The sequence below is a fragment of the Cellulosimicrobium sp. NPDC057862 genome (assembly GCF_042797035.1).
Lineage (GTDB): Bacteria > Actinomycetota > Actinomycetes > Actinomycetales > Cellulomonadaceae > Cellulosimicrobium.
Window position 1 is genome coordinate 81,205 of sequence record NZ_JBHVMH010000014.1, and the last position, 26,859, is coordinate 108,063.

Sequence of the window (26,859 nt, forward strand, 5' to 3'; positions counted from 1 at the left end):
GGGCAGCCAGGAGCCACGTTGGATTTCGCACGATTCCGGCAAGACACCACCGAGCGGTACAAGCGCGCGATGGACTTCGAGCTTCACGCCTTCTGGCGCGAACGTCCGATCCGCACGGGCACCGTCCTCTACGAGGCGTACTCGGGCCGGGGGATGCTCTGCAACCCCCGAGCGCTCTTCGAGGAACTTCAGGCTGCCCCTGACCTGGGGCACCTCCGGCACATCTGGGTGCTCGACGACCAGGAGAAGATCAACACGGCGCGTCGCGAGTACGCCGGCAGACCTGTCGAGTTCGTGCTCTACGAGTCGAAGGCGTACTACCGGGCCCTGGCGACCTCGCAGTACCTCGTCAACAACGCGACGTTCCCGTACCAGTTCTCGAAGCGGGCCGGGCAGACCTACGTGAACACCTGGCACGGCACGCCGCTGAAGGCGATGGGCTACGACATCCCACGGGGTGGACCGGACACGCGCAACATCATCCGGAACTTCGTGATGGCCGACCATCTCCTCTCGCCGAGCCCGTTCATGTCGGAGGTCATGTACGAGAAGGCGTACCGTCTGCGCGGCATCTACCGCGGGTCCCTGCTCGAGAGCGGGCAGCCCCGGATCGACGTCAGCTTCGACGAGCGGTCGCGCGCTCGGACGCGGACCGCGCTCGAGGACGCGGGCATCGCGGTGGGCGACCGGCGGATCGTGCTGTACGCCCCCACCTGGCGCGGCTCCTTCTACAGCCCCGCGGACCAGACGGCGCAGCTGCTCGAGGTGGTGCGTCAGGTCCAGGCGGAGCTCGACCCCGCCGAGCACGTCGTGCTCCTGAAGGTCCACCAGGCCGCCTACCACCATGTCGCGGGGACGCCCGGTGCGGCCGGGCTCGTCGTGCCGAACGAGATCCCGGCCAACGAGGTGCTCGGGATCAGCGACCTGCTGGTCACGGACTACTCGAGCATCTTCTTCGACTTCCTGCCCCTGGACCGTCCGATCGTGTACTTCACGCCCGACTCCGCGGAGTACGGCGGGGCGCGTGGGCTCTACATGACTCCCGACGAGCTGCCCGGCCCGACCGTGGAGACCCCGGCCGAGCTCGGGCGGACGGTCCGAGAGACGCTGGCCGGGCAGGACCCGTACGCGGCCAGCCGTCAGGCGGCGCGGGACCGGTTCGCCCCCTGGGACGACGGCCGGGCGAGCGCGCGCGTCGTCGACGCCGTCTTCCGCGGCAAGCGGTCGGATCTTCTGCGCGACATCAGCGAGGACGACCGGACGTCGGTCCTGGTCTACATCGGCGGCCTGTTGCGCAACGGGATCAACTCCTCGGCGATGAACCTGCTCCGCAACCTCGACCCCGACCGCTTCGACGTCTCCGTCTTCTACGCCTCTCCCGGGAACGCGCAGGAGCGTGAGCTGGAGGCGGAGATCCCGGGACACGTCCGGCTCTTCCCCCGGGTCGGGGGCATCAACGGATCGAAGCGCTACCGTTCACGGCGGCTGGCGACCGCGGACGGCGAGCACCGCCGCCACGAGGTCGTCGATCACGCGGCCGTCCGTCCGATCTTCGAGGACGAGTGGGCCAGGTGCTTCGGGTCGAGCCGGTTCGACGCGATCGTGGACTTCAGCGGGTACGCCGCCCTCTGGCCGAGCATCCTGCTGGCCGCGCCCAGCGGCAAGAAGCTCATCTGGCTGCACAACGACCTGGTCGCCGACGCGGAGCGCGCCGTGGAAGGTCGCCGGGTGCACGCGGCGAACCTCCGCGCCGTCTTCTCTCTCTACAAGTACTTCGACGCCCTGGTCTCGGTGTCGGGGGCGCTCGCCGAGCTGAACCGCGAGAACCTCTCCCGGTTCGCCGACGTCGAGAAGTTCGTCTCGGCCGAGAACCTGATCGACCCGCAGAACATCCGCCTCGCGGGATGGGGCGACACCGATCGGGTGATCGACCGTCCTCTGACGGTTCCCGCCGGGCAGATGACGCGCGGCGTCGCCGAGGTCCTCGACCAGCTCGAGACGTTGGGTGGCGTCGAAGAGGTCGTGCGCCAGGCCCAGGTCCGCAAGCTGCTCGCCTCGTCGTCGAGCTACGACAAGACGTTCGTGACGGTGGGTCGGCTCTCGCCCGAGAAGAACCACGACCGGTTGCTGCGCGCGTTCGCGCAGGTCCGCGCGAAGCACAACGTCAGGCTGGTGATCGTGGGCGGCGGTCCGCTGATGGGGACGCTCGTGGCGACGGCCTCGGAGCTGGGCGTCTCGGAGCACGTCGTCTTCACCGGCATGCAGCCGAACCCCTTCTCCCTCATGGCCGCGGCCGACTGCTTCGTGCTCTCGAGCGACTACGAGGGCCAGCCGATGGTCTTCCTGGAGGCGAAGGTCCTCGGGCTGCCGATCGTGTCGACGCGGTTCGGCTCCGTCGCGGGCGCGCTGGAGGAGGACGAGGGGCTCGTGGTCGATCTCTCGGCGGAGGCGCTGGCCGAGGGGATGTCGCGTTTCATGGCCGGGGAGGTCCCGACGCGGCCCTTCGACCCTGACGTCTACAACGCGCGGGCGCTGGACCAGTTCCTGCAGGTCACGGGTCTTGAACGGCGGGAGGGTGAACGTCGCTCGGACAACGTGTGAACGACGTCCTGTCGTGCCGGGCACGCCGTGCCGGACGGGTACGCTTCCGTCCCGAACGCCGCTCGGCGCGAGCATTCACCCCTCCTACCCATCCCCTGAGTGAGGCCAGCCTGTGACCACCGTCCAGCACATCGTCTTTCCCACGGACCTGGACAAGCTTCCGCTCTATGTCGAGAGCCCACGCGGCGCGACGTCGTCGATCGACGTCGTCTCGCGACGGTCGGCCCACCTCGTGGCGGGCAGCGAGGTGTCGTTCGCCTCGTACTTCAACGCCTTCCCGCTCATGCACTGGGCGGCCAACACGTCCTTCGAGTCGGTCACGGTCGTCCTCGAGCTCGCCGGGCGCGGGCAGGTCCGCGTCGTGCGCACCGACGCCCGCGGGCACGCCTCCCGGCTCGACGCCGTACGGTTCGACGGCACGCAGACGCTGCGGCTCACCGTCCCGACGGCCGGCACGGCCGACGGCGGCTGGTGCTGGTTCGAGCTCACGGCGTCGTCCGACGTGGAGCTCACCTCGGGGCACTGGGAGGTGGACGGCGCCCCTGCGGACGGCACCGTGACGGTAGCCGTCACGACCTTCAACAAGCCCGACTTCTGCGTCCGCACGCTCGGTGCTCTCGCCGGGGACGAGGACGTGCTCGCGGTCCTCGACGGGGTCGTCGTCGTCGACCAGGGCACGCAGAAGGTCGCTGCCGAGGCCGGCTTCTCCGAGGCAGAGCAGGGTCTGGGCGGGCGGCTGCACATCGTCGACCAGCCCAACCTCGGCGGCTCGGGCGGGTTCTCGCGCGGCATGATCGAGGCGACGGCAGCCGGGTCGACGCACGTGATGCTCCTGGACGACGACGTCGCGATCGAGCCCGAGAGCATCTTCCGCGCGGTGCGCTTCGCGGACGCGTGCTCGCGGCCGACGATCGTCGGCGGTCACATGTTCGACATGTACCGTCCGACGAACCTGCACGCCGTGAGCGAGATCGTGCAGCAGTCGAACTTCATGTGGGGCCCCGCGGACCCTGACCACCGTCTGGTCGACTTCTCCGACGAGTCGCTCCGGGCGACCCGCTGGTTGCACCGGCGTCCGCGCGCGGACTACAACGGCTGGTGGATGTGCCTGATCCCGACGGCGGTCGTTCGCGAGATCGGGCTGTCCATGCCCTACTTCATCAAGTGGGACGACGCCGAGTACGGTCTGCGCGCCAAGTCGGCGGGCGTCCCGACGGTCTCCCTGCCCGGTGTGGCGCTCTGGCACATCACCTGGCAGGACAAGGACGACGCGATCGACTGGCAGGCGTACTTCCACGCGCGCAACCGGATCGTCTCGGGCCTCCTCCACTCCGTCGAGGAGGGCGGCGGTGCGCTGCTCGCCGACAGCAGCAGGCTCAACCTGAAGCACCTCCTGTCGATGCAGTACTACGCGACCACGCTCCGGAACACGGCGATCCGTGACGTGCTGCGAGGCCCGGCGCTGCTGCACGCCACGATGGCGACGCGGCTGGGCGAGCTGCGGGCGCTGTCCAAGGACTTCGGCGAGGCGCGGACGTACACGGTCGAGAACCCGGCACCGGCGGCCGTGCACGCCGACGTGACCCTCGGACGCCAGGAGCGGGGTCCGCGGGGCGTCGCGCTCGCCGTCTTCACCCTCCGGGCCGTGGTGCGGCAGGTGCTCGTCCCGGTACGCGCAGAGAAGCGCCGCCGACCCGACGCGCAGCTCGACCGGCGACAGGGTGTGTGGTGGGTGCTGCCGAAGTACGACAGCGTCCTCGTGCTCGCCGGGGAGGACCGGACGGGGAGCTGGTACGTGCGCGACCGACGCGCGTTCCTTCGTCTGTGGTGGGAGTCGATCTCGCTGCACCGAGAGCTCAAGCGTCGCTGGCCCGAGATCCAGAAGGCGTACCGAGACCAGGCGGAGGCGCTCGTCGCGCCGGCCGCGTGGCGCGCGACGATCGGCATCGTCGACGGTGATGACTGAGCGCGCCGCCGGGCTTCCCGGCCGGGATAGGGTGTGCGTCGGTCTCGGCCGTCGGGTGTCGAGCACGTGGAGGAACAAGTGAGTGAATCGGGCGTCCTCGCGGCCACGAACCGGCCGATGACGCTGTGGAGGGCGCGCTCCGTGCTGGGCCTGCTGGTCCGCCGCGACCTCAAGGTCCGGTACGCGGACTCGCTGCTCGGGTACTTCTGGTCGATCCTGGACCCGCTGCTCATGGCGGCGGTGTACTGGTTCGTCTTCACGAAGATCTTCCCGCGCCCCATGGGCGAGGAGCCGTACATCATCTTCCTGCTCGCCGCGCTGCTGCCGTGGACGTGGTTCCAGAACTGCGTCGGCGACAGCGCACGCGCCCTGCGTCAGGACTCTCGGCTCGTCCGCTCGACCCGCCTGCCGCGCGAGGTCTGGGTCATGCGCGTCGTGCTCTCGAAGACGGTCGAGTTCGGCTTCTCCCTCCCCGTGCTGGCGGTCTTCCTGCTCTTCTACCCGCCCGAGGTCAACGCGCACCTCTGGCTGTTCCCGCTCGGCATCGTGATGCAGCTCGTCCTGCTCGCCGGTCTCGGGCTGCTGCTGTCCCCGCTCGAGGTCCTGCTGCGGGACATCGATCCGCTCATCCGGGTCGCGATGCGCGTCCTGTTCTACGCCTCGCCGATCCTGTACGGGCTCCAGGACGTCTACAACGCCGTGATCCCGGAGGCGTTGAAGATGCTCTACCTGCTCAACCCCATGACCGGCATCATCGCCGCCTTCCGGGCGGGCTTCTTCCCGGAGGTCGTGCACTGGGACGCGATCGCGATCGCCGGCGGCGTCTCGGTGCTCACGCTCGTCGTGGGATGGATCGTCTTCGCGCGGAGCGAGCGCGCCGTGCTGAAGGAGCTGTGATGGTGAAGCTGGCGGGCCTGCCTGACCCGATCATCTCGGTCAAGGACGTGGGTGTGCAGTTCAACCGGGGGCGGCGCAGCGCCGGTCTTCGGCAGATGATCCTTCGTGGCGACAAGGGTGCGTCCCGCGACGCGTTCTGGGCGCTGCGCGACGTGTCGTTCGACGTGTCGCCCGGCGAGGCGATCGGCGTCATCGGGCGCAACGGCCAGGGCAAGTCCACGCTGCTCAAGGTCGTCACGGGCGTGCTGATCCCGGACGAGGGCAGCGCGACGGTCCGTGCGGACGTCTCCCCGCTCATCGAGATCACCGGAGGGTTCGTCCCCGACCTCACGGGACGCGAGAACATCTACCTCGCTGCCGGGCTGCACGGCATGTCGAAGAAGCACATCGACGAGAAGTTCGACGAGATCGTGGACTTCGCCGAGATCCACAAGTTCCTCGACTCCCCGTACCGCCACTACTCGTCCGGGATGCAGGTCCGCCTGGCCTTCTCGGTGGTCTCCCAGCTCGACGGTCCGATCCTGCTGGTCGACGAGGTGCTCGCCGTGGGCGACAAGGCGTTTCGCGAGAAGTGCTACAAGCGCATCGACGAGCTGCTCGAGGCGGGGCGGACGCTGTTCCTCGTCTCGCACAACAACGGTGATCTCAAGCGCTTCTGCGAGCGGGGCCTCTACCTTCGTGGCGGCGAGCTTCGCGCTGACGGTCCGCTCGACGCCGTCCTGGAGCAGTACGCCAAGGAAGGCTGACACACCGTGCACGACGACGAGGGCCGGCCCACCGCAAGGTGGCCGGCCCTCGTCGTCGTGACGCAGCGGGGCGTCAGACGCCCGCGGACTCCTTGAGGTCGTCGACGAACGTCGGGTTCGCCTCGAGCCACGCCTGGACGGCCTCGGCCTCGTCGGCGTACTCGTCGGAGTTGAACATCATGTTCTCGAGCGAGAAGAGCTGCTCGTCGTCCAGCGTGAACGCGCCGAACAGCTTGGTGAGCGTCGGGTAGCGCTCCTCGAAGTCGGACGAGCCCCACATGTGGATCTTCTCGGCCTCGCCGAGCGCACCCTCGGGGTCCTCGAGGTCGCGGACGGGGAACTCGTCGTAGGCCCAGTGCGGGCGCCACAGCGTGACGGCGATGTTCTCGCCGGCGTCGGTCGCGCCCTTGAGCTCCGCGAGCATCGCGGGGGTCGAGGAGATGGAGTAGTCCATGCCCTCGAGCCCGTAGGTCGGGACGACCTGGTCCTGGGTGATCTCGGTGAGCCCGGCGCCGGCCTCGATCCCGACGAGCTTGTTGCCGTACTCGTCGGCCATGCCGGCGAGGTCCTCGAGCGACTGCGCGGGCGAGTCCTCGTTCACCGCGATGGTGAGCTTCGCGTCGTCGTACCAGTAGCCGAGGTCGGTGACCTCGTCGCCGTACTCCTTCTCGTACGAGGCGTGCGTGTAGGGCAGCCAGACGTCGAGCGTGACGTCGAAGTCGCCGCCGGCGAGGCCGGTGTAGATGACGCCGACGTCGGCGGTCTGGGAGGAGACGTCGTAGCCCTCCTCCTCGAGGATCGCCGTCCACAGGTGGGAGACGGCGATGCCCTCGTCCCACCCGGAGGGGATGCCGATGGAGATCGACGTCTCGTCCTCGCCGGTGGAGCCGCCGTCCGAGCCGCCGTCCGAGCCGCCGGAACCGGAGTCGGAGGCGCAGGCGGTGAGGGCGAGGCCGAGGACGGCGGTCGCGGCGACGGCGGCGGAGCGGCGGGCCGTGCGACGGGTGGTGCGGGTACGTGCGGGGGTCATGCTGTCCTTCCCTGGGTCCGGGGGACCCGGTCGGTGTTGCCCGACGCCGGGGGTGCGGCGGGCGGCTTCCCGGCGCTGCGGCCGGGCACGGTGCGGACGCGCCTCAGACGCGCGCTGCGGCGAGGGCGCGCGAGACGGGCGCGCGGTCGCCGAGGGCCGAGGTCACGCGGTCGAGGAACATCGCGAGGATGACGACGGCGAGGCCGGCCTCGAAGCCGAGCGCGACGTTGACGCGCTGGAGCGCGGCGACGACGTCGTTGCCGAGGCCGCCGGCGCCGACCATGCCCGCGATGACGACCATGGAGAGCGACAGCATGATGACCTGGTTGACGCCCGCCATGATGGTCGGGAGCGCGAGCGGGAGCTGGATCTGCCGCAGGATGCGGCCCGGGGTCGAGCCGAACGCCTGGCCGGCCTCGACGACCTCCTTGTCCACCTGCCGGATGCCGAGCTCGGTGAACCGGACGCCGGGGGCCATGGCGAAGATGATCGTCGCGATGATCCCGGGCACGGGGCCGGTGAGGAAGATGACGACGGTCGGGATGAGGTAGACGAACGCCGGCATGGTCTGCATGAAGTCGAGGACCGGCCGCACGACGGCGGAGACGCGGTCGTTGCGCGCGGCCCAGATGCCGACCGGGATCGCGACGACGAGGGCCAGGGCGGCCGACAGCAGGACGAGCGCGAGGGTGTCCATCGCGTTGTCCCACTGGTCGACGCCCGCGATGACGACGAACCCGACGAGCGAGCCCAGTGCGAGCTTCCAGCCCTTGGCGAGGAGCGCGAGCAGCGCGAGCGCGAGCGCGACGACCCAGAACGGCGGGCTCGACAGGACGGCGTCGAGGCCGTCGTAGACGCCGACGAGGACGTCCTTGACGAAGCGGAAGAGCGGCCGGAAGGTCGTCGTCATCCAGTCGACGAACGTGTCGACCCACTCACCGAGCGGGATGCGGGGGACCAGGGTGTCGTTCACGCGGCACCCCCCTCGATCGCGGGCGCACCGTTCACGGGCGTGTCCTCCACGGGCGCGTCGGTCACGGGGGCGTGCGCACCGAGGTCGATCTCGCCGGTGCGCGGCTGGTCCGGCGGGACCATGGCCTCGAGCAGGGTGACGCGCGGGACGACGCCCACGAGGCGGCCCTCGGCGTCGGTCACGGGCACCGGGAGCGACGACTCGGCGGCCGGGGCGAAGATCTCCGCGAGGGGCGTGTCCGGGGAGACCGGGGCGACGCCGTCGTGCACGAGGTCGGCGATGGACTCCTGGCCGGCCTTGAGCGCGGCCACGGCGTCGTCGTCGCGCACGACGCCGTGCAGCACGCGCTGGCGGTCGACGACGTACGCGGCCGACACCTGCGCCTCGCGCATCGCGCGGCTCGCCTGGCGCGGCCCGCCGCTCACGGGCACGACGACCGCCGGACGCACCATGACCGACGAGGCCGTGAGGACGCGCGTGCGGTCGACGTCGGCGACGAACTGGGCGACGTAGTCGTTCGCGGGGTCGGACAGGATCTGCTCGGCGGTGCCGATCTGGACGATCCGCCCGTCACGCATGACGGCGATGCGGTCGCCGAGGTGCATGGCCTCGTTGAGGTCGTGGGTGATGAAGACGATCGTCTTGCCGAGGCGCTGCTGGAGGTCGAGGAGCTGCTCCTGCATCTCGCGCCGGATGAGCGGGTCGAGCGCGCTGAACGCCTCGTCCATGAGCAGGACGTCGGTGTCGGCGGCGAGCGCGCGGGCGAGGCCGACGCGCTGGCGCATCCCGCCGGAGAGCTGCGAGGGGAGCGAGTCCTCCCACCCGCCGAGCCCGACGAGGTCGAGGGCGGTGCGGGCCTTCTCGCGGCGCTCGGCCTTGCCGACGCCCTGGATCTCGAGCGGGTAGGCGGCGTTGTCGAGCACGGTGCGGTGCGGCAGGAGCGCGAAGTGCTGGAACACCATGCTCACGCTGCGGCGGCGCAGGGCGCGCAGCTGCTTCGCGTCGGTCGCCGCGAGGTCGGTCCCGCCGACCACCACGTGGCCGGCCGTCGGCTTCCACAGGCCGTTGAGCATGCGGATGAGCGTGGACTTGCCCGATCCGGAGAGTCCCATGACGACGAAGATCTCGCCACGACGGACCTCGAAGCTCGCGTCGATGACCGCGGCGGTGCCGAGCGCCTTGACGTCGTCGCGGGACGCGCCCTGCTCGAGCCGGCGGATCGCCTCGACCGGGCGGCGGCCGAAGACCTTGTAGACGTCGCGGACGGAGACGGCGACGTCGGCGGCCGTCGTGCTCGGCTCGGCCTGCTCGGGTACTGCGGTGGTGCTGTCTGGCGGGGTGATGCTGGGGGCAGTCATGCGGGCGGGTCTCGCCACCTTCCGTGCGGGGGACCGGCACGCCCCGCGCGAGGACGGCGCCAGAGGGGTCCGGCGGCGGCGTCTCGGGAGCGCGGCACGTGGCCCCTGATCGCGTCGCGGTCGGGCGCCCGGGGGCGACCTCCGCGCTCGGCGCGCAGCGGGCCACATGCTGGTCCGACGTCAATCGGTACTCCAGCACCCTGCCTGATTCGAGGTCCAACTTCTACCTAGGGGTCCTGGATCAGGGGCTGTTCCAGGACGATTCTTGACCGAGCATCGTTGCAACGGCGCGGATGACGAACGATCGCAGATCGTTATCCCTTTGTGATCTTGAGATGGTCAAGCATTCGTGTTACGCGCGCGCCCGGGCGCGCGCGCCGGACGAACGGTGCGACCCGCGCCGGGCGCGTCGCTCGCCGGGCCTGGCCGGCGTCGGCGTCGGTAGGCTGGGACCGGGCGGGCCGCGGTCCCGTCCGGCGCGGACGGGAGCCCCCAGCGCAGCCACCGGCCGACCACCGGACCGGCCGGCACCACCGGTCCGACCGGCCCCGAGAACGCACAGGAGAACCATGTCCACCACAGCGCCCGCCCCGACGACCGGCACCCCGGGAGCCACCCCCGGCTTCGACGAGGTCCCCGGCCGCTACAAGGTCCGCGACCTGTCCCTCGCGGAGGCGGGCCGCCACCAGCTCCGCCTCGCCGAGCACGAGATGCCCGGCCTCATGGCGCTGCGCGCCGAGTACGGGGAGTCGCAGCCGCTCGCCGGGGCCCGGATCGCCGGGTCGCTCCACATGACCGTCCAGACCGCGGTCCTCATCGAGACGCTGGTCGCGCTCGGGGCGCAGGTGCGCTGGGCGAGCTGCAACATCTTCTCCACGCAGGACGAGGCCGCGGCCGCCGTCGTCGTCGGGCCGCACGGGACGCCCGAGGACCCGCAGGGCGTGCCCGTCTTCGCGTGGAAGGGCGAGAGCCTCGAGGAGTACTGGGACTGCACCGAGCAGATCCTCGTGTGGCCCGGCGACGAGTCGCCGAACCTCATCCTCGACGACGGCGGCGACGCCACGATGCTCGTCCACCTCGGGCTCCAGTACGAGCGCGCGGGCGTCGTCCCGCCCGACACCCTGCCGGGCGAGCCCGACCACACGCACGAGATGAACGTCGTCCGCGCCGTGCTGCGCCGCGCGCTCGAGGCGGACCCGCTGCGCTGGACGACCATCGCCCAGGCGATCCAGGGCGTCACCGAGGAGACGACGACGGGCGTGCACCGCCTGTACCAGCTCGCCGAGGCCGGCGAGCTGCTCTTCCCGGCGATCAACGTCAACGACTCGGTCACCAAGTCGAAGTTCGACAACAAGTACGGCATCCGCCACTCGCTGCCCGACGGCATCAACCGCGCGACCGACGTCCTCATGGGCGGCAAGGTCGCGTTCGTCGCGGGGTACGGCGACGTCGGCAAGGGCGCGGCCGAGGCGTTCCGCGGCCAGGGTGCGCGCGTCATCGTGTCCGAGGTCGACCCGATCTGCGCGCTCCAGGCCGCGATGGACGGCTACCAGGTCGCCCGGATCGAGGACGTGCTCGGGGAGGCCGACTTCTTCATCACGACCACGGGCAACAAGGACGTGATCCGCGCCGAGCACCTCGTCGCGATGAAGGACAAGGCGGTCGTCGGCAACATCGGCCACTTCGACAACGAGATCGACATGGCGGGCCTCGCCGAGGTGTCGGGCGTCTCCCGCACCGAGATCAAGGCGCAGGTCCACGAGTGGACGTTCGCCGAGCCCGGACCGGGCGGACAGCCCGCGGGCCGCTCGATCGTCGTGCTGTCCGAGGGGCGCCTGCTCAACCTCGGCAACGCGACCGGCCACCCGTCGTTCGTCATGAGCAACTCGTTCTCCAACCAGGTGATCGGCCAGATCGAGCTGTTCCAGGACGCGACCGACGCAGCGCGCGAGGGCCGCGAGCGGTCGTACGCCCGCCAGGTCTACCGCCTGCCCAAGGTGCTCGACGAGAAGGTGGCCCGCCTGCACCTCGACGCGCTCGGCGTGCGGCTCACCGAGCTCTCGCCGTCCCAGGCCGACTACCTCGGCGTCCCGGTCGATGGCCCGTACAAGCCCGAGCACTACCGCTACTGAGCGCCGACGACCCGCTCGCGCCACGAGGAGGCCGCATGGAACCGTCGTCCGACGAGCGCGGCCCCGTCGTGCCCCCGCCCGCCCCGGGCGAGGGCACGACGGGGCAGGTCGACGGGCCCGACAGCCCGCCGCCGGGCCGCGTCCGGCCCCTGTGGCACCGGGTGGGCGACCGCTGGGAGCGCGAGCCGCCGCACGACCTCCTGTACGGCGCGATCGTCGCCGGCTTCGTCATGGCCGTCTCGAGCGTGCACGCCCCGAGCGGGGACCGCGTCGTGCTCGCGACCTCGCTCGTGGCGGTCGGCTACTGGCTCGCGCACTGCTACGTCGACGCGGTCAGCGGGCGCTTCCACGACAGCGGGCACTCCCTGTGGGACCGTACCCTCACGGCTCTTCGGCTCAACGTGGGGGTGTTGCTCGGTGCGGTTCCCGGGATCGCGGTCTACCTGCTCGCCTATGCCTTCGGGCTCGACGCGGAGGCCGCCGCGCTCGTCGCGGTGTGGTTCACCGTCGTGCTGCTGGGCGTCGTCGGCTTCCTCGCCGCGTTCCGCGCGGGAGCGCGGGGCGGTCGGCTCGTCGGGGAGACCGCGCTCGCGGCAGCCTTCGGTGGGATCGTCATCGCCGTCAAGTACCTGCTGCACTGAGGCGCGCCCCGGGCCGACCGTGCCCGCGGACGCCCGATGAGCGCCGAGGTCGCGGTCGAGCGTGCGCCGGGTGCGACCGCGGAGGCGGGGTCGGGCGGGCGGCGCGCGGTGCCGCGCTGGGTGCGCTGGACCGCCGGAGGGCTCCTCCTGCTGCTCAGCGGGGTCCTCGCGATCGCCGCGCTCGTGGCACGGTACGCCGACGGCACCCTCCTGGACACGGAGCGCTACGTCGCGATCGTGCGTCCCCTCGCCTCCGACGAGTCGGTGCAGGCCCAGGTCGTCGACACCGTCACCGACCAGGTGATGTCGAGGATCGACGTCGAGTCGATGACGGCGAGCGCCCTGGACGGTCTCGCGGCGTCGATCGACCCGGAGCGACGCCCGATCCTCTCGGACCAGGCGACGCAGCGGTCCGAGGCCGCCGCGGCGGCGCTCGCCCCCCTGCTCTACGACCAGGTGGAACGGCTCGTCCGTGGCGTCGTGGAACGGGTCGTGGGCTCGCAGGCCTTCGCCGTCGCGTGGGAGCAGGTCAACCGGACCGGCCACCGGGCGGTCGTGTACGTCGTCACGGGGGAGGGCGACGTCGTCCGCGCCTCCGAGGACGGCGTCGTCCGGCTCTCCCTGGGGCCTGTCGTGGACCAGGTGCGCACCGCGCTCCAGCAGCGCGGCTTCTCGTTCGCCGAGCGCATCCCCGCGCTCGACCCGCAGCTCACGCTCGGCCAGTTCCCGCAGGTCACGGTCGTGCAGACCGGGGTCGTGTGGCTGGGGCGCGCGGCGGCCTGGCTGCCGTGGGTCGTCGTCGGGCTCGCCGCGCTCGCGGTGTGGGTCGCGCCGGCCCGGAGGCGGGGGGTGGCGCTCGTCGCGGGGACCTGGACGGCGGCGGGGCTCGTGCTCGTCGGCGCGATCGCGCTCGGTCGCGCGAAGTACCTCGAGGCGCTGCCGCCGGCGGTGGCCCAGAACGCGACGGGCGTCGTGTACGACCGGCTCCTCGGCCCGCTGCGCGTCGACGGGTGGTGGCTCGCGGTCGTCGGCGTCGTCCTGCTCGCGGGCGTGCTGCTGTGGCCTGCCGTGCGGGCCGCGGTACGGCGTCGGCGTGGCGCGGCGGTCCCGCCGGGCACCGACGCCCCGCGGGCCACGGAGGCGACGGGGAAGGCCACCGCCACGGCGTGACACGGGGGTTGTCCCCACCCCGGTCGGGCGGACGCCACCCTGTCGTCGTGACCGCGGCTCGCCGAGACTGGCACCATGACTGCCGTGACCCCTGACCAGCCGAGCGTCGTGCCCGCGGACGGCCCGACGTCGGGCACCCCGACCCCGGGACCGGCTCCGACCGCACCTCCGTCGGGCGTCGCCGCGACCTCGAACGCCCCGGCCGCGAACGTCGGGGCGGACGCGACGACGTTCGCCGGCACGCAGCCCGACCCGCGGTACGTCGACCACCGCGAGCGGGTGGCGTTCGCGAGCGCGCCGTTCCACCGGCAGACGTGGCGCGCGTACGGGTACCTGTGGCTCGCGATCCTCCTCGCGCCGTTCGCGTTCACGTACGGGCTGTTCGCGGTGGTCTTCCTCGTGGCGATGCTGGTGCCGGTCCTCGGCCTCGTCGTCGCGGGCTGGGTCGTGGTCGGCGGGCGAGGCTGGGGCTCGATGTACCGGTCCCTGGCGCGCTCGGCGCTCGGCATCGACGTCGCCGCCCCCGCGCCGTACGTCCGGCGCCGCGGGTTCTGGAGCACGCTGTGGAGCGGCATCGGCGACGGGACCGGCTGGCGGGCCGTGCTCTTCCTCCTCGTCACGTTCCCCCTCGCGATCGTGTCGTTCGTCGTGAGCACGGTGTTCCTCGCCGTCGGGCTGGGCGGGATGACGCACTGGATCTGGTCGCGCTGGCTCCCGCTGCAGCAGGCGAGCGACGGGTCGTGGCACCGTGGCGCGTCGTTCGGCACGGACTGGTTCGTCGACACCCCGGTGCGGCAGCTCGGCCTCGTCGTCGTCGGCCTGCTCTTCCTCTGGCTCTGGGCGCAGATCACGCGGGGCTTCGCGCAGCTCTTCCGCGCGCTCACCGTGGCGCTGCTCGGCCCGACCCTCTCGAGCCTGCGCGTCGCCGACCTCGAGGAGTCGCGCGGCCGCACCGTCGAGGACGCCGACGCGAAGCTGCGGCGCATCGAGCGCGACCTGCACGACGGCACGCAGGCCCGCCTGGTCGCCGTCGCGATGCAGCTCGGGGAGGCCAAGGAGCAGCTCGCGGCGGGCGGCGACCCGGACGACGCGCTCGAGCTCGTCGACCTCGCGCACTCGTCGACCAAGGAGGCGCTCGTCGAGCTCCGCGAGCTCGCGCGCGGCATCCACCCGCCCGCGCTCGACAACGGGCTCGCCGTCGCGCTCGAGACGCTCGCGGCGCGCTCGCCGCTCCCGGTCACGGTCGACGTCGACCCGGCCGTCGAGGCGTCGGGCCGGCTCGCGCCGGCCGTGGAGTCGATCGCGTACTTCTGCGTCGCCGAGCTCGTGACCAACGCGGTCAAGCACGCGCGCGCCACGGGCGTGTACGTGCTTGTCGAGCGGCAGGGCAGCGGCCGCGGGGCGCGCCTTCGCCTGCGGGTGCGTGACGACGGCCAGGGCGGCGCGCGCGTCGTGCAGCCCGGCTCCGACGGCCAGCGGTCCGGCCTCGCGGGCCTCGCGGAGCGCGTGCGCTCCGTGGACGGCACGTTCGAGCTGACGAGCCCGGTCGGCGGCCCCACCGTCGTCACGGTCCTCCTCCCCGTGCGGGTCTGACGTGCGCACGGACGACCGTGTCCTGCCGGGACGTGTGGACGGCGTCGGGCACGATGTCCCCGGGGCATCCCGCCCGCCGGGGCCGTCGCACGGCCCGTCCGACCGGAAGGACACCATGCGGCTCGTCATCGCCGAGGACTCCGCCATCCTGCGCGACGGGCTCGTCGCGCTCGTCACGCGTCGCGGCCACGAGGTCGTGGCCGCGGTCGCGGACGGCGACGAGCTCGTCGCGCGGGTCGCCCGGCTCGCCTCCGAGGACGCGCTGCCGGACGTCGCCGTCGTGGACATCCGGATGCCCCCGACGTTCACCGACGAGGGCCTGCGCGCCGCCCTCGCGCTGCGCGCCGCGCACCCCGACCTCGGGGTGCTGCTGTTCTCGCAGTACGTCGAGACGCGGTTCGCGAGCGAGCTGCTCACCGGGGGAGCGCGCGGCGTCGGGTACCTGCTCAAGGACCGCGTCGCCGACGTCGGCGAGTTCGTCGACGCGCTCACGCGCATCGCGGCCGGGCAGACGGTGCTCGACCCCGAGGTCGTGAGCCAGCTCATGGGCGCGTCGCGGTCCGACGACGGGCTGGCGCGCCTCACGCCGCGCGAGACCGAGGTCCTCGAGCTCATGGCGCAGGGGCGGTCGAACTCCGCCATCGCGGAGGCGCTGTTCCTCTCCTACGGCGCGGTCGAGAAGAACGTGACGTCGATCTTCGGCAAGCTCGGCCTGCCCCAGGACGCGGGCGACCACCGCCGCGTGCTCGCCGTCCTGCGCTACCTCAAGGTCTGAGCGGGGCGGGGGACAACCCCCGCCGGACCGGGTGGTCCGCCACGACAGGGTCGGGGGACCGTCCCGTACCGGGACGAACGGGATGTTTCGAGACTGGTGAGCACCGGGGATCCTCCCGGGCACGCCGACCTTGGAGCATCCCGTGGCCGTCCTGTCGCCGCCGCCGTCCCCGACCCGCGCGCCGTCCCGCACGCGCCCCGCACCCGCCCGCCCGTCACCCCCGGGCGGGGCGGGCACCTGCCGGGACCGACCGCCGTCGGGCCCCGCGCGGGGACCCGGCACCGCGCCGCTCCGCCTCCCCGCGCCGGACGGCCCCCGCCGTCCTCGGCGCGACGTGTTCGTCGACGCCGTGCGGGCCCTCGCGACGCTCAGCGTCCTCACGGTGCACTGGCTCATGGCGGACGCGACGTGGGACGGCGAGCACCTGCGCATCGGCAACGCCCTCGCGCACGGCGCCGGCTGGGCCGTCACCTGGGTCCTCCAGGTGCTCGCGCTCCTGTTCTTCGCCGCCGGCGCCTCGGCCGCGTACGGGCTGCGGCGCGGGCCCGACGGCGGTCGCGCGCCCGGGGCCGCGGGTGCCGGGCGGGTGGTGGCCCGCCCGAGCGTCCTCGCCGACCTCGCGGCCGGGGCCAGGCTCGCCGGGCGGCGCCTGCCCCGGCTGCTGCGGCCCGTCGGGGTGTTCGTCGGGGCGTGGGTCGTCACGATCGGGGTGCTGCTCGCGGTCGGGCTGCCCGGGGACGCGGTGCGCTCGCTCGCGACGCTCGCGCCGCAGCTCCTGTGGTTCCTCGCGGTGTACCTCTGCCTCGTCGTGCTCACGCCGCTCCTGCGCCGCGCGCTGCACGCCGCGGGCTGGTGGACCGTGGGTGCTCTCGTCGCCGCGCCGCTCGCCGTCGAGGCGCTCCGCTTCGGCGCCGGGCTCGAGCGCCTCGCGCTCGTCGACGTCGGGCTCGTGTGGGCCGTGCCCTACGCGATCGGGCTCCTGTACGCCGACGCGCGCTCGGGGACGCGGGTCGTGCGGCGGGGACGCGTGGTGCCCGTCGCCGTCCTCCCGCGGCCGCCCGTGCTCGTCGGGGTCGGGCTCGCGGCGGCGGCGCTCGCGGCCCTGCTCGTCGTCGTCGGGCCGTACCCGGTCTCGCTCATCGGCATGCCGGGGGACACGATGTCGAACCTCGGCCCGCCGACGGCGCCGGTCGTCCTGCACGCGGTCGCGCTCGTCGCGCTCGCGCTCGCCGCCCGAGGACCGCTCGTGCGCTGGGCTGACGGGCGCGGCCGGGCCGTCGTCGCGGGCCTCGCCCGACGGTCGATGACCGTCTACCTGTGGCACCTCACCGCGATGATCGTCGTCGTCGGGACGGTGCTCGTGGTGCTCGGCCAGCAGCTCCCGGCGCCGGGCAGCGCCGACTGGTGGGCGAGCCGCCCCGTCTGGTTCGGCGCCTTCGCGCTCGTGCTCCTGGGCATCTCCCGCGTGGTGGGCCGCTTCGAGGACGCCCGCCCCGCGCGACGTGTCGGCGCCGCGCGGGCCTCGGCACCCGCGAGGCGCTGACGCCTCGCGCGGGCCGGGGTGTCAGCGCGTGGGGTCGGGGATCGAGTAGGGGAGCCGGTGCAGGAGCTCGGCCTGCTCGCCGGCGAGCGCCTGCGCGCGCTGCGCCGTCGCCCAGTCCCGGTCGCGCCGCTCGGCGAGCACCGCCAGGAGGAACGTCTCCGGGTGCGTGCCGGGCGGCGGGCCGGGCGCCACGTACCGCTCGACCTGTCCCGCGAGCTCCTGGCCCAGCCGGGCGCGCGACGCCGGGTGGAGCTTGTTCGCACGCGCCAGGAACTGGCGCGCGGCGAGCGCGAGGCCGTCGGGCAGTCGGCGCATGTCGGCGTGGGACGCCCACGCGGCGAGGTACGGCGGCATGACGAGCGGCGCGAGCGTCGGCCGCCCGCCCCGCACCCGGATCGCGTACGTCCCCGCCGCCATGTCGCCGAGGCGCTTCCCCTTGTCGTTCGTCAGCGACGCGACGAGCGCGACCGAGCCGAGCGTCAGCCAGATCTCGCCGATGCCGACCAGGGCACGCAGGAAGGCGTGCCGGAAGCGGACCGGGCCGCCGTCGTCGCGCACGATCCGGATGCCCAGCGCCAGCTTGCCGAGCGAGCGGCCGCGCGAGAGCGTCTCGACGGTCGTGGGGATCACGACCATGACGAGGACGGCGAGCGCGATGCCGATGGCCGGGGCGAAGTCCGGGTCGACGAGCTCGAGCGAGCCCGACGTCGCGAAGAGCAGCGCGAACAGCGCGACGAAGAGCGTCAGCATGTCGAGGAAGAGCGCGAGGCCGCGCGTGACGAACGACGCCGGTCGCGCGTCGAGGACCACGCCCTCGCCGATCAGGATGCCGTCCCGCACGCTGCTCCTCACCCTCGTTCCGTCACGGGTCGGTGCCCGCGCGCCGGTCGGCGCACCGGCGGCACACCCTGTGTGGCAGGGTATCGGTCGTGGACCTCGACGCCTTCACCGACGTGCACCGCGCGCAGTGGGACCGCCTGGAGACCCTCACCTCGCGGCGCACGCTCGACGGCGCCGAGGCGGACGAGCTGGTCCGGCTCTACCAGGCCGTCGCGACGCACCTGTCGACCGTCCGGTCCGTGGCGCCGGACCCCGTGCTCATCTCGCGCCTCTCGGTCCTCCTGGGCAAGGCCCGGACGCGCATCGCCGGGGCGCACGAGCCCGCGTGGCGGGACGTCGTGCGGTTCCTCACGGTGTCCCTGCCGGCCGCCCTGTACCGGATCCGGTGGTGGTCGGTCGGCGTGACGGTCGCGTGCCTCGTCGTGGCGCTCGTCGCCGGGATCTGGGTCGCGACGACGCCCGAGGGCCTCGCGTCCATGGGGCCGCCGAGCGTCCAGGAGAACTACGTGAACGAGGCGTTCGCGTCGTACTACGACCCCGGCCTCGACTTCGCGACCGTCGTCTGGACCAACAACGCCTGGATCGCGGCCCAGTGCATCGGCCTGGGTATCACGGGGATCTTCCCCGCGTACGTGCTGTTCTCGAACGCCGTGGCCATCGGGTCGACCGGCGGCATGATGGCCGCGCACGGCGAGCTCGGGCTGTTCCTCCAGCTCATCGCGCCGCACGGCCTGCTCGAGCTCATGTCCGTGTTCGTCGCCGGCGCCGCAGGACTGCGGATCTTCTGGGCGTGGGTGGACCCCGGCCCGCTCCCGCGCTCGCGCGCCCTCGCCCAGGAGGGCCGCGCGCTCGTCACGGTCGCGATCGGGCTCGTCATCGCGCTCGCGATCTCCGGCGTCATCGAGGGCTTCGTCACGGGCTCGACCATGCCGTGGTGGCTCAAGATCGTCATCGGCGCGATCGCGCTCGCCGGGTTCTGGGTCTACACGATCGTGCTCGGCCGTCGTGCCGTGGCGGCCGGGGAGACCGGCGACCTCACCGCCGACCACGCGGGCGACGTCGCCCCGGTCGCGGCCTGAGGTTTCTTCCCGGCTCCCGGCTCCCGGCTGTCGCTCGTGGGGCTCAGTCGTGCACGACGACGCGCGCCCGTGCGCCCGGCCACGCGCACCGGACCCAGTCCTCGGCACGCGCGACGACCGCGTCGCGCACGCCGGGGTCGCGGAGCCGGTCCGCGGGAGAGCGCCGGACGTCGGTGTCGCCCACCCCGCCCGCAGCCGTGCCGCGGCCGGCCGCGTCACCCGCGGGGCCGCGCAGCGGGCGCACCTCGACGTGCACGACGTCGTCCGCGGGCTCGTCGGGGGACGTCGCGGCGGCCGTCGCCCGGGCCGGCGCGGTCGGGCGCGCCGTCCAGGCCCCGGCCACGCGGCCGTCGACGAGCACCGTCGCCGCGACCTGGCCGTTGATGCTCACGACGCTCTTGACCGGGACGTCCCCGAGGATCCGTGTCCGGTCGTCGTGCGCGAGGACGAGGTTGTCGAAGTCGCCCGCGAGGACCGTCGGCACGGGCGCGTCACCGGGTGGGCGGGGTGCGTCGGGCAGGTCGACGAGCTCCTTGCCGTCCGGGCCGGTGAGCGTCACGAGCTCGGGACGGAGCGCGTCGAACGCGGCCTTGAGCCGGGTCAGCCCCGCCCACCGCTGCGCGTCGACCACGGAGGCCGGGCCGAACGCCGCCAGGTAGCGCCGCACGAGCCCGACGCGCGTCGCGAGGACGGCGTCGGGGTCCGTGTCGTGCGCGACCGCGTCGAGGACCGGGTCGGAGCGGCCCAGCCAGGCGTGCGCGGTCGTCCAGGTGGTCGTGGTGCCCGGCCCGCTCGCTCCCCAGAGCCCGCGCGGCGGCACCTGCACCAGCGGCAGCAGGCAGCGCGCCCCGTACGCGAGGTGCTTGGGGTCGACGTCGGGCCATCGCTCCGCGAGCCGCCTGCCGAGCTCGACCGACGTGAGCGGCTCGTCGAGCAGGTCGCGCGCGACCTCCTCGAGATCGTCGAGGTCGACGTCCGCGAGGGCCGTGCCGTGCTGGTTCTTCGCCCGCAGGTACGCCGCGAGCGTAGGGCGCACCAGCGCTGTGAGCCCCAGCGCGTCGTCCGCGGCGACCAGGTGCACCGTGCCGCGCAGCGCGCCCACGCGCACGACGTCACGGCTGGTGAGCAGCGAGCCCAGGTCGTCGGGCGCGAACGCCGCGAGCCGCGACCACAGGGCGGGGTACGGCGACGACGGCACCTGCGACTGGAGCCCCACGAGGTGTCGCACCTCGTCCAGCACCGACGCCGCGCGCGGGGCATCGAGGTGCTGGCGCGCGAGCAGCGCGCGGTTGAGGTCGTCGTGGCTCAGCCGCGGCCCGAACCGCCCGTCCGCCATCGGCGGGTCAGGACAGCACGATCGCGAGCGCGGGGATGAGGAACGTCGCGAGGAGCGCCGCCACGACGATCATCGCGACGCGACGGTTGCGCCGTGCGCGCTGCCGGGGATCGGTCGGCTGCCAGGCCACTGGGGTTCTCCTGAGCTCGATGGAATACCCGCACGACCCTACCTCGCCCCCGAAGGCAGCTACCTCGCGGTCGGCTGGCTGCGTCAGAGGCGGCCGGCGGCCTTGAGGGCGAGGTAGGTGTCGGCGAGGCGGGGGGCGAGGTCGTCGGGGAGGGCGTCGACGACCTCGACGCCGCGCTGGCGCAGGACGGTCGTCACGGCGGCGCGCTCGATCTCCCCCCGTGCCGCGGCGGCGGCGTCGTACACCTCGGCGGTGCCGGTGCGGTCGTCGCGCAGGGCGACGACCTCCGGGTCCCCGGCGGCCGCGAGCACGACCTGGTGCTTGGCCGTGAGCTGCCCGACGACGGGGAGCAGCCCGGTCTCGACCGCGGCGGCGTCGAGGGTGGACAGGAGCACGACGAGCGCGCGCTGGGACAGGCGCTCGTGGACAGCACCGACGAGCCCCGGCCAGTCGGTCTCGAGCAGCGCCGGCTCGAGGGGGGCGAGGGCGTCGGCCATGGCGGGCATGAGGCGCGGCCCGGCGGCCCCGGCGACGCGCGAGCGCACGGTGCGGTCGTACGCGACGAGCTCGACGCGGTCGCCCGCGCGCCCGGCGAGCGCGGCGAGCAGGAGCGCGGCCTCGATGCTCGCGTCGAGGCGCGGCTCGTCGCCGACGCGGGTCGCGGACGTGCGCGACGTGTCGACGACGATGAGCACGCGCCGGTCGCGTTCCGGACGCCACGTGCGCACGACCATGTCGCGACCGCGGGCGGACGCGCGCCAGTCGATCGAGCGGACGTCGTCGCCGAGGACGTACTCGCGCAGCGAGTCGAACTCGGTGCCCTCGCCGCGCACCTGGACCGCGGCGCGACCGTCCATCTCGCGCAGGCGCGCGAGCCGGCTCGGCAGGTGGCGTCGGGACGCGAACTCGGGCAGCACGCGCAGCCGCCCGGGCACGGGGATCGAGGCCTGGCGCGCGGCGAGGCGCAGCGGGCCGAACGAGCGGATCGTGACCCGGTCGGCGACGCGCTCCCCGCGCCGCGTCGGCACGAGGACGGTCGTCACGCGCGTGGCCTCGCCGGGCGGGAGGTCGACCGGGTGCCGGTTGACCTGGGTGCCCGCCGACGGCGGCCACGCGTCCCGGACGAGCGCGCGGAGCCGTCGGGGCGCGAGGTTGGTGAGGGTGAGGCGCGACGTCGTCGTGTCGGTGAGCCGGACCGAGCCGGGGACGCGCCGCTCGACCGCGACGCGCCGGGGCGACGCGGCGAGCGACACGTCGAGCACGCACAGCGCGACGACGAGCAGCGTCCACACGAGCACCGTCCCCGGCACGGGGAACAGCAGCACGGGGACGATCCCGAGCGCCGTGAGCACGACGGCGCGCCACGTCAGGGCCACGTGCGACGCCTCAGCGGGGGACGGGGACGGACGCGAGCACGGTGTCGAGCACGCTCTCGGCCGTCACGCCCTCGAGCTCGGCCTCGGGCCGGAGCTGCACGCGGTGGCGCAGCGTCGGGTGCGCGAGGGCCTTGACGTCGTCGGGCGTCACGTAGGAGCGGCCGGACAGCCACGCCCACGCACGCGCCGTCGCGAGGAGCGCGGTGGCGCCGCGCGGGGAGACGCCGAGCGACAGCGAGGGGGAGTGGCGCGTCGCGCGGCACACGTCGACGGCGTAGCCGAGAACCTCGCGCGCCACCTGCACGCGCGCGACCTCCGCGCGCGCCCGGTCGAGCACGTCCCGCCCGGCGACGGGGCGCACGCCCGCGCCCGCGAGGTCGCGCGGGTTGAACCCGGCGGCGTGGCGCGCGAGCACCTCGACCTCCTGCTCGCGCTCGGGCAGGGGCAGCACGACCTTGAGCAGGAAGCGGTCGAGCTGGGCCTCGGGCAGCGGGTAGGTGCCCTCGTACTCGACGGGGTTCTGGGTCGCGATGACGAGGAACGGGTCGGGCAACGGGCGCGGGGTCCCGTCCACCGACACCTGGCGCTCCTCCATCGCCTCGAGGAGCGAGGCCTGCGTCTTGGGGGGCGTGCGGTTGATCTCGTCCGCGAGCAGGAGGTTGGTGAAGACCGGCCCCTCGCGGAACGAGAACTCGGCGGTCCGCGCGTCGTACACGAGCGAGCCGGTCACGTCGCCGGGCATGAGGTCGGGCGTGAACTGCACGCGCTTGGTGCCGAGGTCGAGCGACGCGGCGAGCGTGCGCACGAGCAGCGTCTTGGCGACGCCGGGCACGCCCTCGAGCAGCACGTGGCCCTTGCACAGCAGCGCGATGAGCAGGCTCGTCACGGCCCCGTCCTGCCCGACGACGGCCTTGCCGACCTCGGTACGGACGGCGGCCAGGGCCTGGCGCAGCTCGGGAGACGGCGCGGGCGGCGCGTCGTGCACGGGCGCCGGCGCGGGTGCGCCCGGCCGGCCGTAGGCAGCCGGGGGCGCGGCGGCGTAGCCCGGCGTCGGGGCTCCGGGACCGCCCGGTCCGGGCTCGTGCCCGGGAGCGCCGGCGGCCGCGCTCACGCGGTCGGCGACGCTCGGGTCCTGGGTGTACGGCTGCTCCTGGTGCGGTGGCGGCGCGTAGCGGTCGGGCTGCGGCACGGAGCCGTCGGGGTGGTGCGTCACGAGTGGTAGACCTCGCTCTCGATCCGGTCAAGGTGACGCGCGAGCTCGAGCAGCGCCGCGTCATCGGCGGGTGGTGGTCCGTACAGGAGCTGGGCGACCTGCTCGCCCGGTCGGCCCGTCGCGCGGGCGACGGCGTCGACGAGGGCAGGTGCGTCGGCGGAGCGAGGGAGGCCGAGCCGGCCCGCGAGCCGGTCCGCGGCGCTCGCGCGGAGCCCGGCGGCGGCGTGCCCGCGGGCACCCGCGCGCCGGTAGAGGCGGCCGCGGCCGCGCGTGGTCTCGGCGGCGCGCACGACGACCGGGAGGTCCTCGGTGACGAGCGGCCCGAGCCTTCGGCCCCGCCACAGCGCGACGACCAGCACGACGACGAGGACCTGGAGCGCGACGACGCCGAACCAGGGCGGCAGCGACAGCGCGGGGGTCTGCTCGTCCTCGCCGCCGCCGAGGGACGTGTCGAACGGGTCGGGCACGAGCCACACGAGGCGGTCGTTCTCGCCGAGCATCCACAGGGCGAGCGCCGCGTTCCCGTCCTCGGTGACCGCGTCGTTGCGCAGCACGGCCGTCGTGTCCACGGCGCGCACGGTCCGCTCGTCGGTCTCGTGCACGAGGTAGGCGCCGATGGCCGGGTCGTCGGGGGAGGGGAAGCACAGGACGGTCGTCTGGTCGAGCGCGAGGAAGCCGACGCCGTCAGAGCGCAGCGCGCCGGCCGCCTCCGCGGCCGGGTCGTCGCAGCGGGGGGAGCGCGCGGACGTCCCCGAGCCCCAGTCGTAGGCGAGCTCGGCGCCGCCGTCCGTCGCGGGCGAGAGCAGGAAGTCGGGCGGGGCCACGAGGACGAGGTCGGTGGGCGTGCGCACGAGCGCGTCCACCTGCTCGTCGAGCAGGAAGTCGCCCTGCGCGACGAGCAGCGTGCCGCCGTCCGCAGACGCCGCGACCGCGTCCGCGACCGTGGTCACGTAGGTGACCTCGACGCCCTGGTCGCGCAGGACCTCCGCGACGGCCCTGGCGCCGGCGGGTCCGGGGTTGTCCGGCGCGAGGGGCGTGGACGACGTCGTCGGCCGTGCGATCGCCGACAGCCCGGCGAGCGCGAGGAGGGCGACGACCACCACGAGCGGCCAGCGCGCGCGTCGCCACCAGCTCCGGGCCCGCGACCCGGCGGTCGTGCCGTCGCCGACGACGGGCACGTGCGCCGTCGTGACAGCCTGAGCGCCGTCCCCGGAGGGCGGCGCGGTGGGCGGGGACGCCGTGGTGCTCACGCGTCGCCACCTCCTGGGGACGGGGCGGCCGTCGTCGCGAGCTCGGCGCGCAGCGCGGGACGCGTCGCGAGGGTGCGCTCGTCGAGCGCCCGCAGGAACGCGTCCGCCTCGGGCCCGACGGCGGCCTTGCCGTACGCGACGTCGTCGAACAGGTGCGCGCCGCGGGCGAGGCCGTCCGCGACGTCGGGCACGCGCTCGCCCGCGGCCTCGGCGGCCTCCCAGGCCGTGCGGCCGGGACGCGCGTCGAGGACGGCCCGCTCCTCGAGCGAGCGGACGACGGCGCGGAAGCGCTCGAGCGTGGCGGTCGCCCAGTCGGCCCGGGACGCCGCGGCGTCGGCCGCCGCACGCATCTCGGCGGCGGTCCGCGCGTCGTCGTCCAGCACGACGGCGGACGACGTCGCCCGGCGCGAGAGGCGCACCGGGCCCGCCACCCAGTAGGCGATGCCGGCCACGAGGAGCACGACCACGACGACGAGCACCGCGGTGAGCGGGCCGCCCAGGTCGATCGTGGGCGCGCCGTCGAAGAGCCCGAGGAGCCAGTCGAGGAACCGCTGGAGGAGCGACGGCTCCGTGCGGTACTCGGGCTTCGCGAGCTCCTCGACGAGCCACCGGCGCGCCTCGTCGGCGCCGGGCTGCACCGGCACGTCGGCCGCGAGCGACCGCAGAGTCATGCGGGCGGCTGCGCGTTCGCCGCGGCGGCGAGCTCGACGTCCAGGCCCTCGCGCCGCATGCGCACGTCGATGTAGAGGAGCGCCACGACGCTCCCGAGGAACAGCGTCATGACGATGGTCGAGACCGCGACGCCGAGTGCCAGCAGGGCGTTCGCGACGAAGGCCTGACCCGCGGCGAGGAGGAACGTGCTCACGATGCTGAACGGCGAGACGACGATCTGCACGACGACGTACATCGCGACGTAGGCCAGCAGGTAGATGCCGAAGAGGCGCCAGAAGCTGCCGCGGGTCAGGCGCCACGACCGCCGGACGGTCGCCCAGAACGGCTGGCCCTCGAGCGCGAGCGCCGGGGGGACGAGCCCGGTCCGGGTACCGACCCAGACGGCGAGCACGAGGAGGCCCGGGAGGGCGACGACGAGCAGGACCACGCCGAGCCCGGTCGTGGCGGCGAAGCCGAGAGCGACCAGGAGCACGACCAGCGCGACGGCGACCGCCCACGCGAGACCGAGCAGGAGCGAGAAGCCGATGAGGAACCAGGCGCGGCGCCCGACCTGCGACCAGACCTCCCCGATCGTGGCCTTGCGCCCGATGACGGACTGCCCGATGGACACCGTCAGCAGACCGCTGACGATCGGGGTGGCGAGGCTCGTCGTGAGCCCGGTCCCGAGCGTGCTCGAGTAGAGCATCGCGAAGTCGTTCTCCATCCCGCCGAGCCCGGACTCGCTGGGCAGGGAGAGGAAGAAGTCGGCGAAGTAGCCGGAGAACGCCCATCCGAGGAGCGCCCCGATGACCGTCGCGATCACGACGACGAGCGCGCTCATGCCGAGCATGACGCGCGGGTTGTGGCGGATCGCCCCGAACGCGCCGTCGAAGATCTCGCCGAGCGACAGCGGACGCAGCGGGATGATCCCCGGCTTCGCGGCGGGCGGCACGTAGGGCGCGCCCGCGAACCCGGCGGGCGGGCCGTAGCCGGGGGCGCCGTACTGCGGCTGTCCGTACTGCCCCTGGCCGTACTGCCCTTGCCCGTACTGCACTTGTCCGTAGCCCGGCTGGCCGTACCCGCCGGGAGCCTGCGGCGCGGACTGACCGTACTGCGGCTGCCCGTACGTCGGCTGTCCCCACCCGCAGGGCGCGTCGGGCGCGGGCGGCTGGTCCGCCGTCGGGACCTGACCGGGTGCGTACCCGGGCGCGTACTGGCCGTACTGGGGCTGGGGCTGGGGCTGGGACGGCGGCTGCGGGGCGGCGCTGCCCGGCGCACCGTAGCCGGGTGCGTCGTACGCCGGGGCTCCCCAGCCTCCGGCGTCGCCGCCGGGGCCTGCGGGCGTCGTCGCACCGGGTGCCGCCGTCGGGTCCGGCGTGGCACCGTCCGGCGTGCCGGAGGTGTCGGGTGTGCTCATGTGCTCGTGGTCCCCCGCGGTCGGCTCGGGCGTCGTTCCAGGCCGCCGGGCGAGGATCGGCAACGGCGGCGAGGCCACCCTAGTACGCGACCCTGCCCGTCGTGCCGAGGGAGAGGCGTGGTCCCGCGTGGCAGGGCCGGGG

General features: G+C 73.7%; 22 protein-coding genes. 11 read left to right on the forward strand and 11 right to left on the reverse strand.

Annotation, left to right across the window (positions count from 1 at the left end; genetic code table 11):
* The first annotated feature begins 18 nt into the window (after positions 1–18).
* The 4 genes from ACFVN3_RS16135 (at position 19) to ACFVN3_RS16150 (ending at position 6,210) form a co-directional block, all read left to right on the forward strand.
* The gene (locus ACFVN3_RS16135) at positions 19–2,601 is read left to right on the forward strand and encodes a CDP-glycerol glycerophosphotransferase family protein (protein ID WP_378233936.1); all 2,583 of its coding nucleotides are present in this window, start codon (positions 19–21) and stop codon (positions 2,599–2,601) included.
* 112 nt (positions 2,602–2,713) lie between these two features.
* Positions 2,714–4,567, forward strand: a complete 1,854-nt coding sequence (locus ACFVN3_RS16140) for a glycosyltransferase (protein WP_378233938.1) — start codon at positions 2,714–2,716, stop codon at positions 4,565–4,567.
* Positions 4,568–4,684: 117 nt separating this feature from the next.
* Entirely contained in the window at positions 4,685–5,464 is a 780-nt protein-coding gene (locus ACFVN3_RS16145) for an ABC transporter permease (protein ID WP_378233939.1), read from the forward strand.
* A complete protein-coding gene (locus ACFVN3_RS16150; protein ID WP_378233940.1) occupies positions 5,464–6,210 on the forward strand; it encodes an ABC transporter ATP-binding protein in 747 nt (248 codons plus the stop codon). Before ACFVN3_RS16145 ends, ACFVN3_RS16150 begins: the two co-directional genes overlap by 1 nt.
* A 73-nt stretch (positions 6,211–6,283) precedes the next feature.
* Here ACFVN3_RS16150 and ACFVN3_RS16155 read toward each other — a convergent pair whose 3' ends face one another.
* The 3 genes from ACFVN3_RS16155 to ACFVN3_RS16165 form a co-directional block, all read right to left on the reverse strand.
* Positions 6,284–7,240 carry a glycine betaine ABC transporter substrate-binding protein gene (locus ACFVN3_RS16155; RefSeq protein WP_378233941.1) on the reverse strand — a complete coding sequence of 319 codons (957 nt, stop codon included), beginning with the start codon at positions 7,238–7,240 and terminating at the stop codon, positions 6,284–6,286.
* A gap of 103 nt (positions 7,241–7,343) precedes the next feature.
* A complete protein-coding gene (locus ACFVN3_RS16160) occupies positions 7,344–8,213 on the reverse strand; it encodes an ABC transporter permease (RefSeq protein WP_378233942.1) in 870 nt (289 codons plus the stop codon).
* A complete protein-coding gene (locus ACFVN3_RS16165; RefSeq protein ID WP_378233943.1) occupies positions 8,210–9,571 on the reverse strand; it encodes a glycine betaine/L-proline ABC transporter ATP-binding protein in 1,362 nt (453 codons plus the stop codon). The genes ACFVN3_RS16160 and ACFVN3_RS16165 overlap by 4 nt, the downstream gene beginning before the upstream one ends.
* 569 nt (positions 9,572–10,140) lie before the next feature.
* Here ACFVN3_RS16165 and ahcY point away from each other — a divergent pair.
* The 6 genes from ahcY (at position 10,141) to ACFVN3_RS16195 (ending at position 17,425) form a co-directional block, all read left to right on the forward strand.
* Positions 10,141–11,703: an adenosylhomocysteinase gene (ahcY, locus tag ACFVN3_RS16170; RefSeq protein WP_378233944.1), complete on the forward strand. Its 1,563-nt coding sequence runs from the start codon at positions 10,141–10,143 to the stop codon at positions 11,701–11,703.
* Positions 11,704–11,738: 35 nt separating this feature from the next.
* The gene (locus tag ACFVN3_RS16175; RefSeq protein WP_378233946.1) at positions 11,739–12,344 is read left to right on the forward strand and encodes a hypothetical protein; all 606 of its coding nucleotides are present in this window, start codon (positions 11,739–11,741) and stop codon (positions 12,342–12,344) included.
* A gap of 36 nt (positions 12,345–12,380) precedes the next feature.
* A complete protein-coding gene (locus tag ACFVN3_RS16180; RefSeq protein WP_378233947.1) occupies positions 12,381–13,514 on the forward strand; it encodes a hypothetical protein in 1,134 nt (377 codons plus the stop codon).
* 75 nt (positions 13,515–13,589) lie between these two features.
* A complete protein-coding gene (locus ACFVN3_RS16185; RefSeq protein ID WP_378233948.1) occupies positions 13,590–15,107 on the forward strand; it encodes a sensor histidine kinase in 1,518 nt (505 codons plus the stop codon).
* 115 nt (positions 15,108–15,222) lie between these two features.
* Positions 15,223–15,882 (forward strand): response regulator transcription factor, encoded by a 660-nt coding sequence (locus ACFVN3_RS16190; RefSeq protein WP_378233949.1) that lies wholly within the window; start codon positions 15,223–15,225, stop codon positions 15,880–15,882.
* Between the two features lie 334 nt (positions 15,883–16,216).
* On the forward strand, positions 16,217–17,425 hold the full coding sequence (locus tag ACFVN3_RS16195; protein WP_378233950.1) for an acyltransferase family protein: 1,209 nt from the start codon (positions 16,217–16,219) through the stop codon (positions 17,423–17,425).
* A gap of 21 nt (positions 17,426–17,446) precedes the next feature.
* Here the strand turns inward: ACFVN3_RS16195 and ACFVN3_RS16200 are convergent, their stop codons facing one another.
* Positions 17,447–18,265: an RDD family protein gene (locus tag ACFVN3_RS16200; protein ID WP_378233951.1), complete on the reverse strand. Its 819-nt coding sequence runs from the start codon at positions 18,263–18,265 to the stop codon at positions 17,447–17,449.
* A gap of 89 nt (positions 18,266–18,354) precedes the next feature.
* Here ACFVN3_RS16200 and ACFVN3_RS16205 point away from each other — a divergent pair, with 89 nt between their 5' ends.
* Positions 18,355–19,344, forward strand: a complete 990-nt coding sequence (locus ACFVN3_RS16205) for a stage II sporulation protein M (protein WP_378233952.1) — start codon at positions 18,355–18,357, stop codon at positions 19,342–19,344.
* A 43-nt stretch (positions 19,345–19,387) separates the two neighbouring features.
* On the opposite strand, the gene ACFVN3_RS16210 is transcribed toward ACFVN3_RS16205, so the two are convergent.
* The 7 genes from ACFVN3_RS16210 to ACFVN3_RS16240 all read right to left on the reverse strand — a co-directional run bounded on the left by ACFVN3_RS16210 (position 19,388) and on the right by ACFVN3_RS16240 (position 26,717).
* Positions 19,388–20,680, reverse strand: a complete 1,293-nt coding sequence (locus ACFVN3_RS16210; RefSeq protein WP_378233953.1) for a winged helix DNA-binding domain-containing protein — start codon at positions 20,678–20,680, stop codon at positions 19,388–19,390.
* A 7-nt stretch (positions 20,681–20,687) separates the two neighbouring features.
* Positions 20,688–20,810 (reverse strand): hypothetical protein, encoded by a 123-nt coding sequence (locus ACFVN3_RS16215; RefSeq protein ID WP_255318720.1) that lies wholly within the window; start codon positions 20,808–20,810, stop codon positions 20,688–20,690.
* 83 nt (positions 20,811–20,893) lie between these two features.
* On the reverse strand, positions 20,894–22,186 hold the full coding sequence (locus tag ACFVN3_RS16220) for a DUF58 domain-containing protein (RefSeq protein ID WP_378233954.1): 1,293 nt from the start codon (positions 22,184–22,186) through the stop codon (positions 20,894–20,896).
* A gap of 10 nt (positions 22,187–22,196) precedes the next feature.
* Entirely contained in the window at positions 22,197–23,171 is a 975-nt protein-coding gene (locus ACFVN3_RS16225) for a MoxR family ATPase (protein ID WP_087472472.1), read from the reverse strand.
* A gap of 224 nt (positions 23,172–23,395) precedes the next feature.
* Positions 23,396–24,649 carry a DUF4350 domain-containing protein gene (locus ACFVN3_RS16230; RefSeq protein WP_378233955.1) on the reverse strand — a complete coding sequence of 418 codons (1,254 nt, stop codon included), beginning with the start codon at positions 24,647–24,649 and terminating at the stop codon, positions 23,396–23,398.
* On the reverse strand, positions 24,646–25,320 hold the full coding sequence (locus tag ACFVN3_RS16235; RefSeq protein ID WP_378233957.1) for a DUF4129 domain-containing protein: 675 nt from the start codon (positions 25,318–25,320) through the stop codon (positions 24,646–24,648). Before ACFVN3_RS16235 ends, ACFVN3_RS16230 begins: the two co-directional genes overlap by 4 nt.
* On the reverse strand, positions 25,317–26,717 hold the full coding sequence (locus tag ACFVN3_RS16240) for a hypothetical protein (RefSeq protein ID WP_378233959.1): 1,401 nt from the start codon (positions 26,715–26,717) through the stop codon (positions 25,317–25,319). Before ACFVN3_RS16240 ends, ACFVN3_RS16235 begins: the two co-directional genes overlap by 4 nt.
* Between the last annotated feature and the right edge of the window lie 142 nt (positions 26,718–26,859).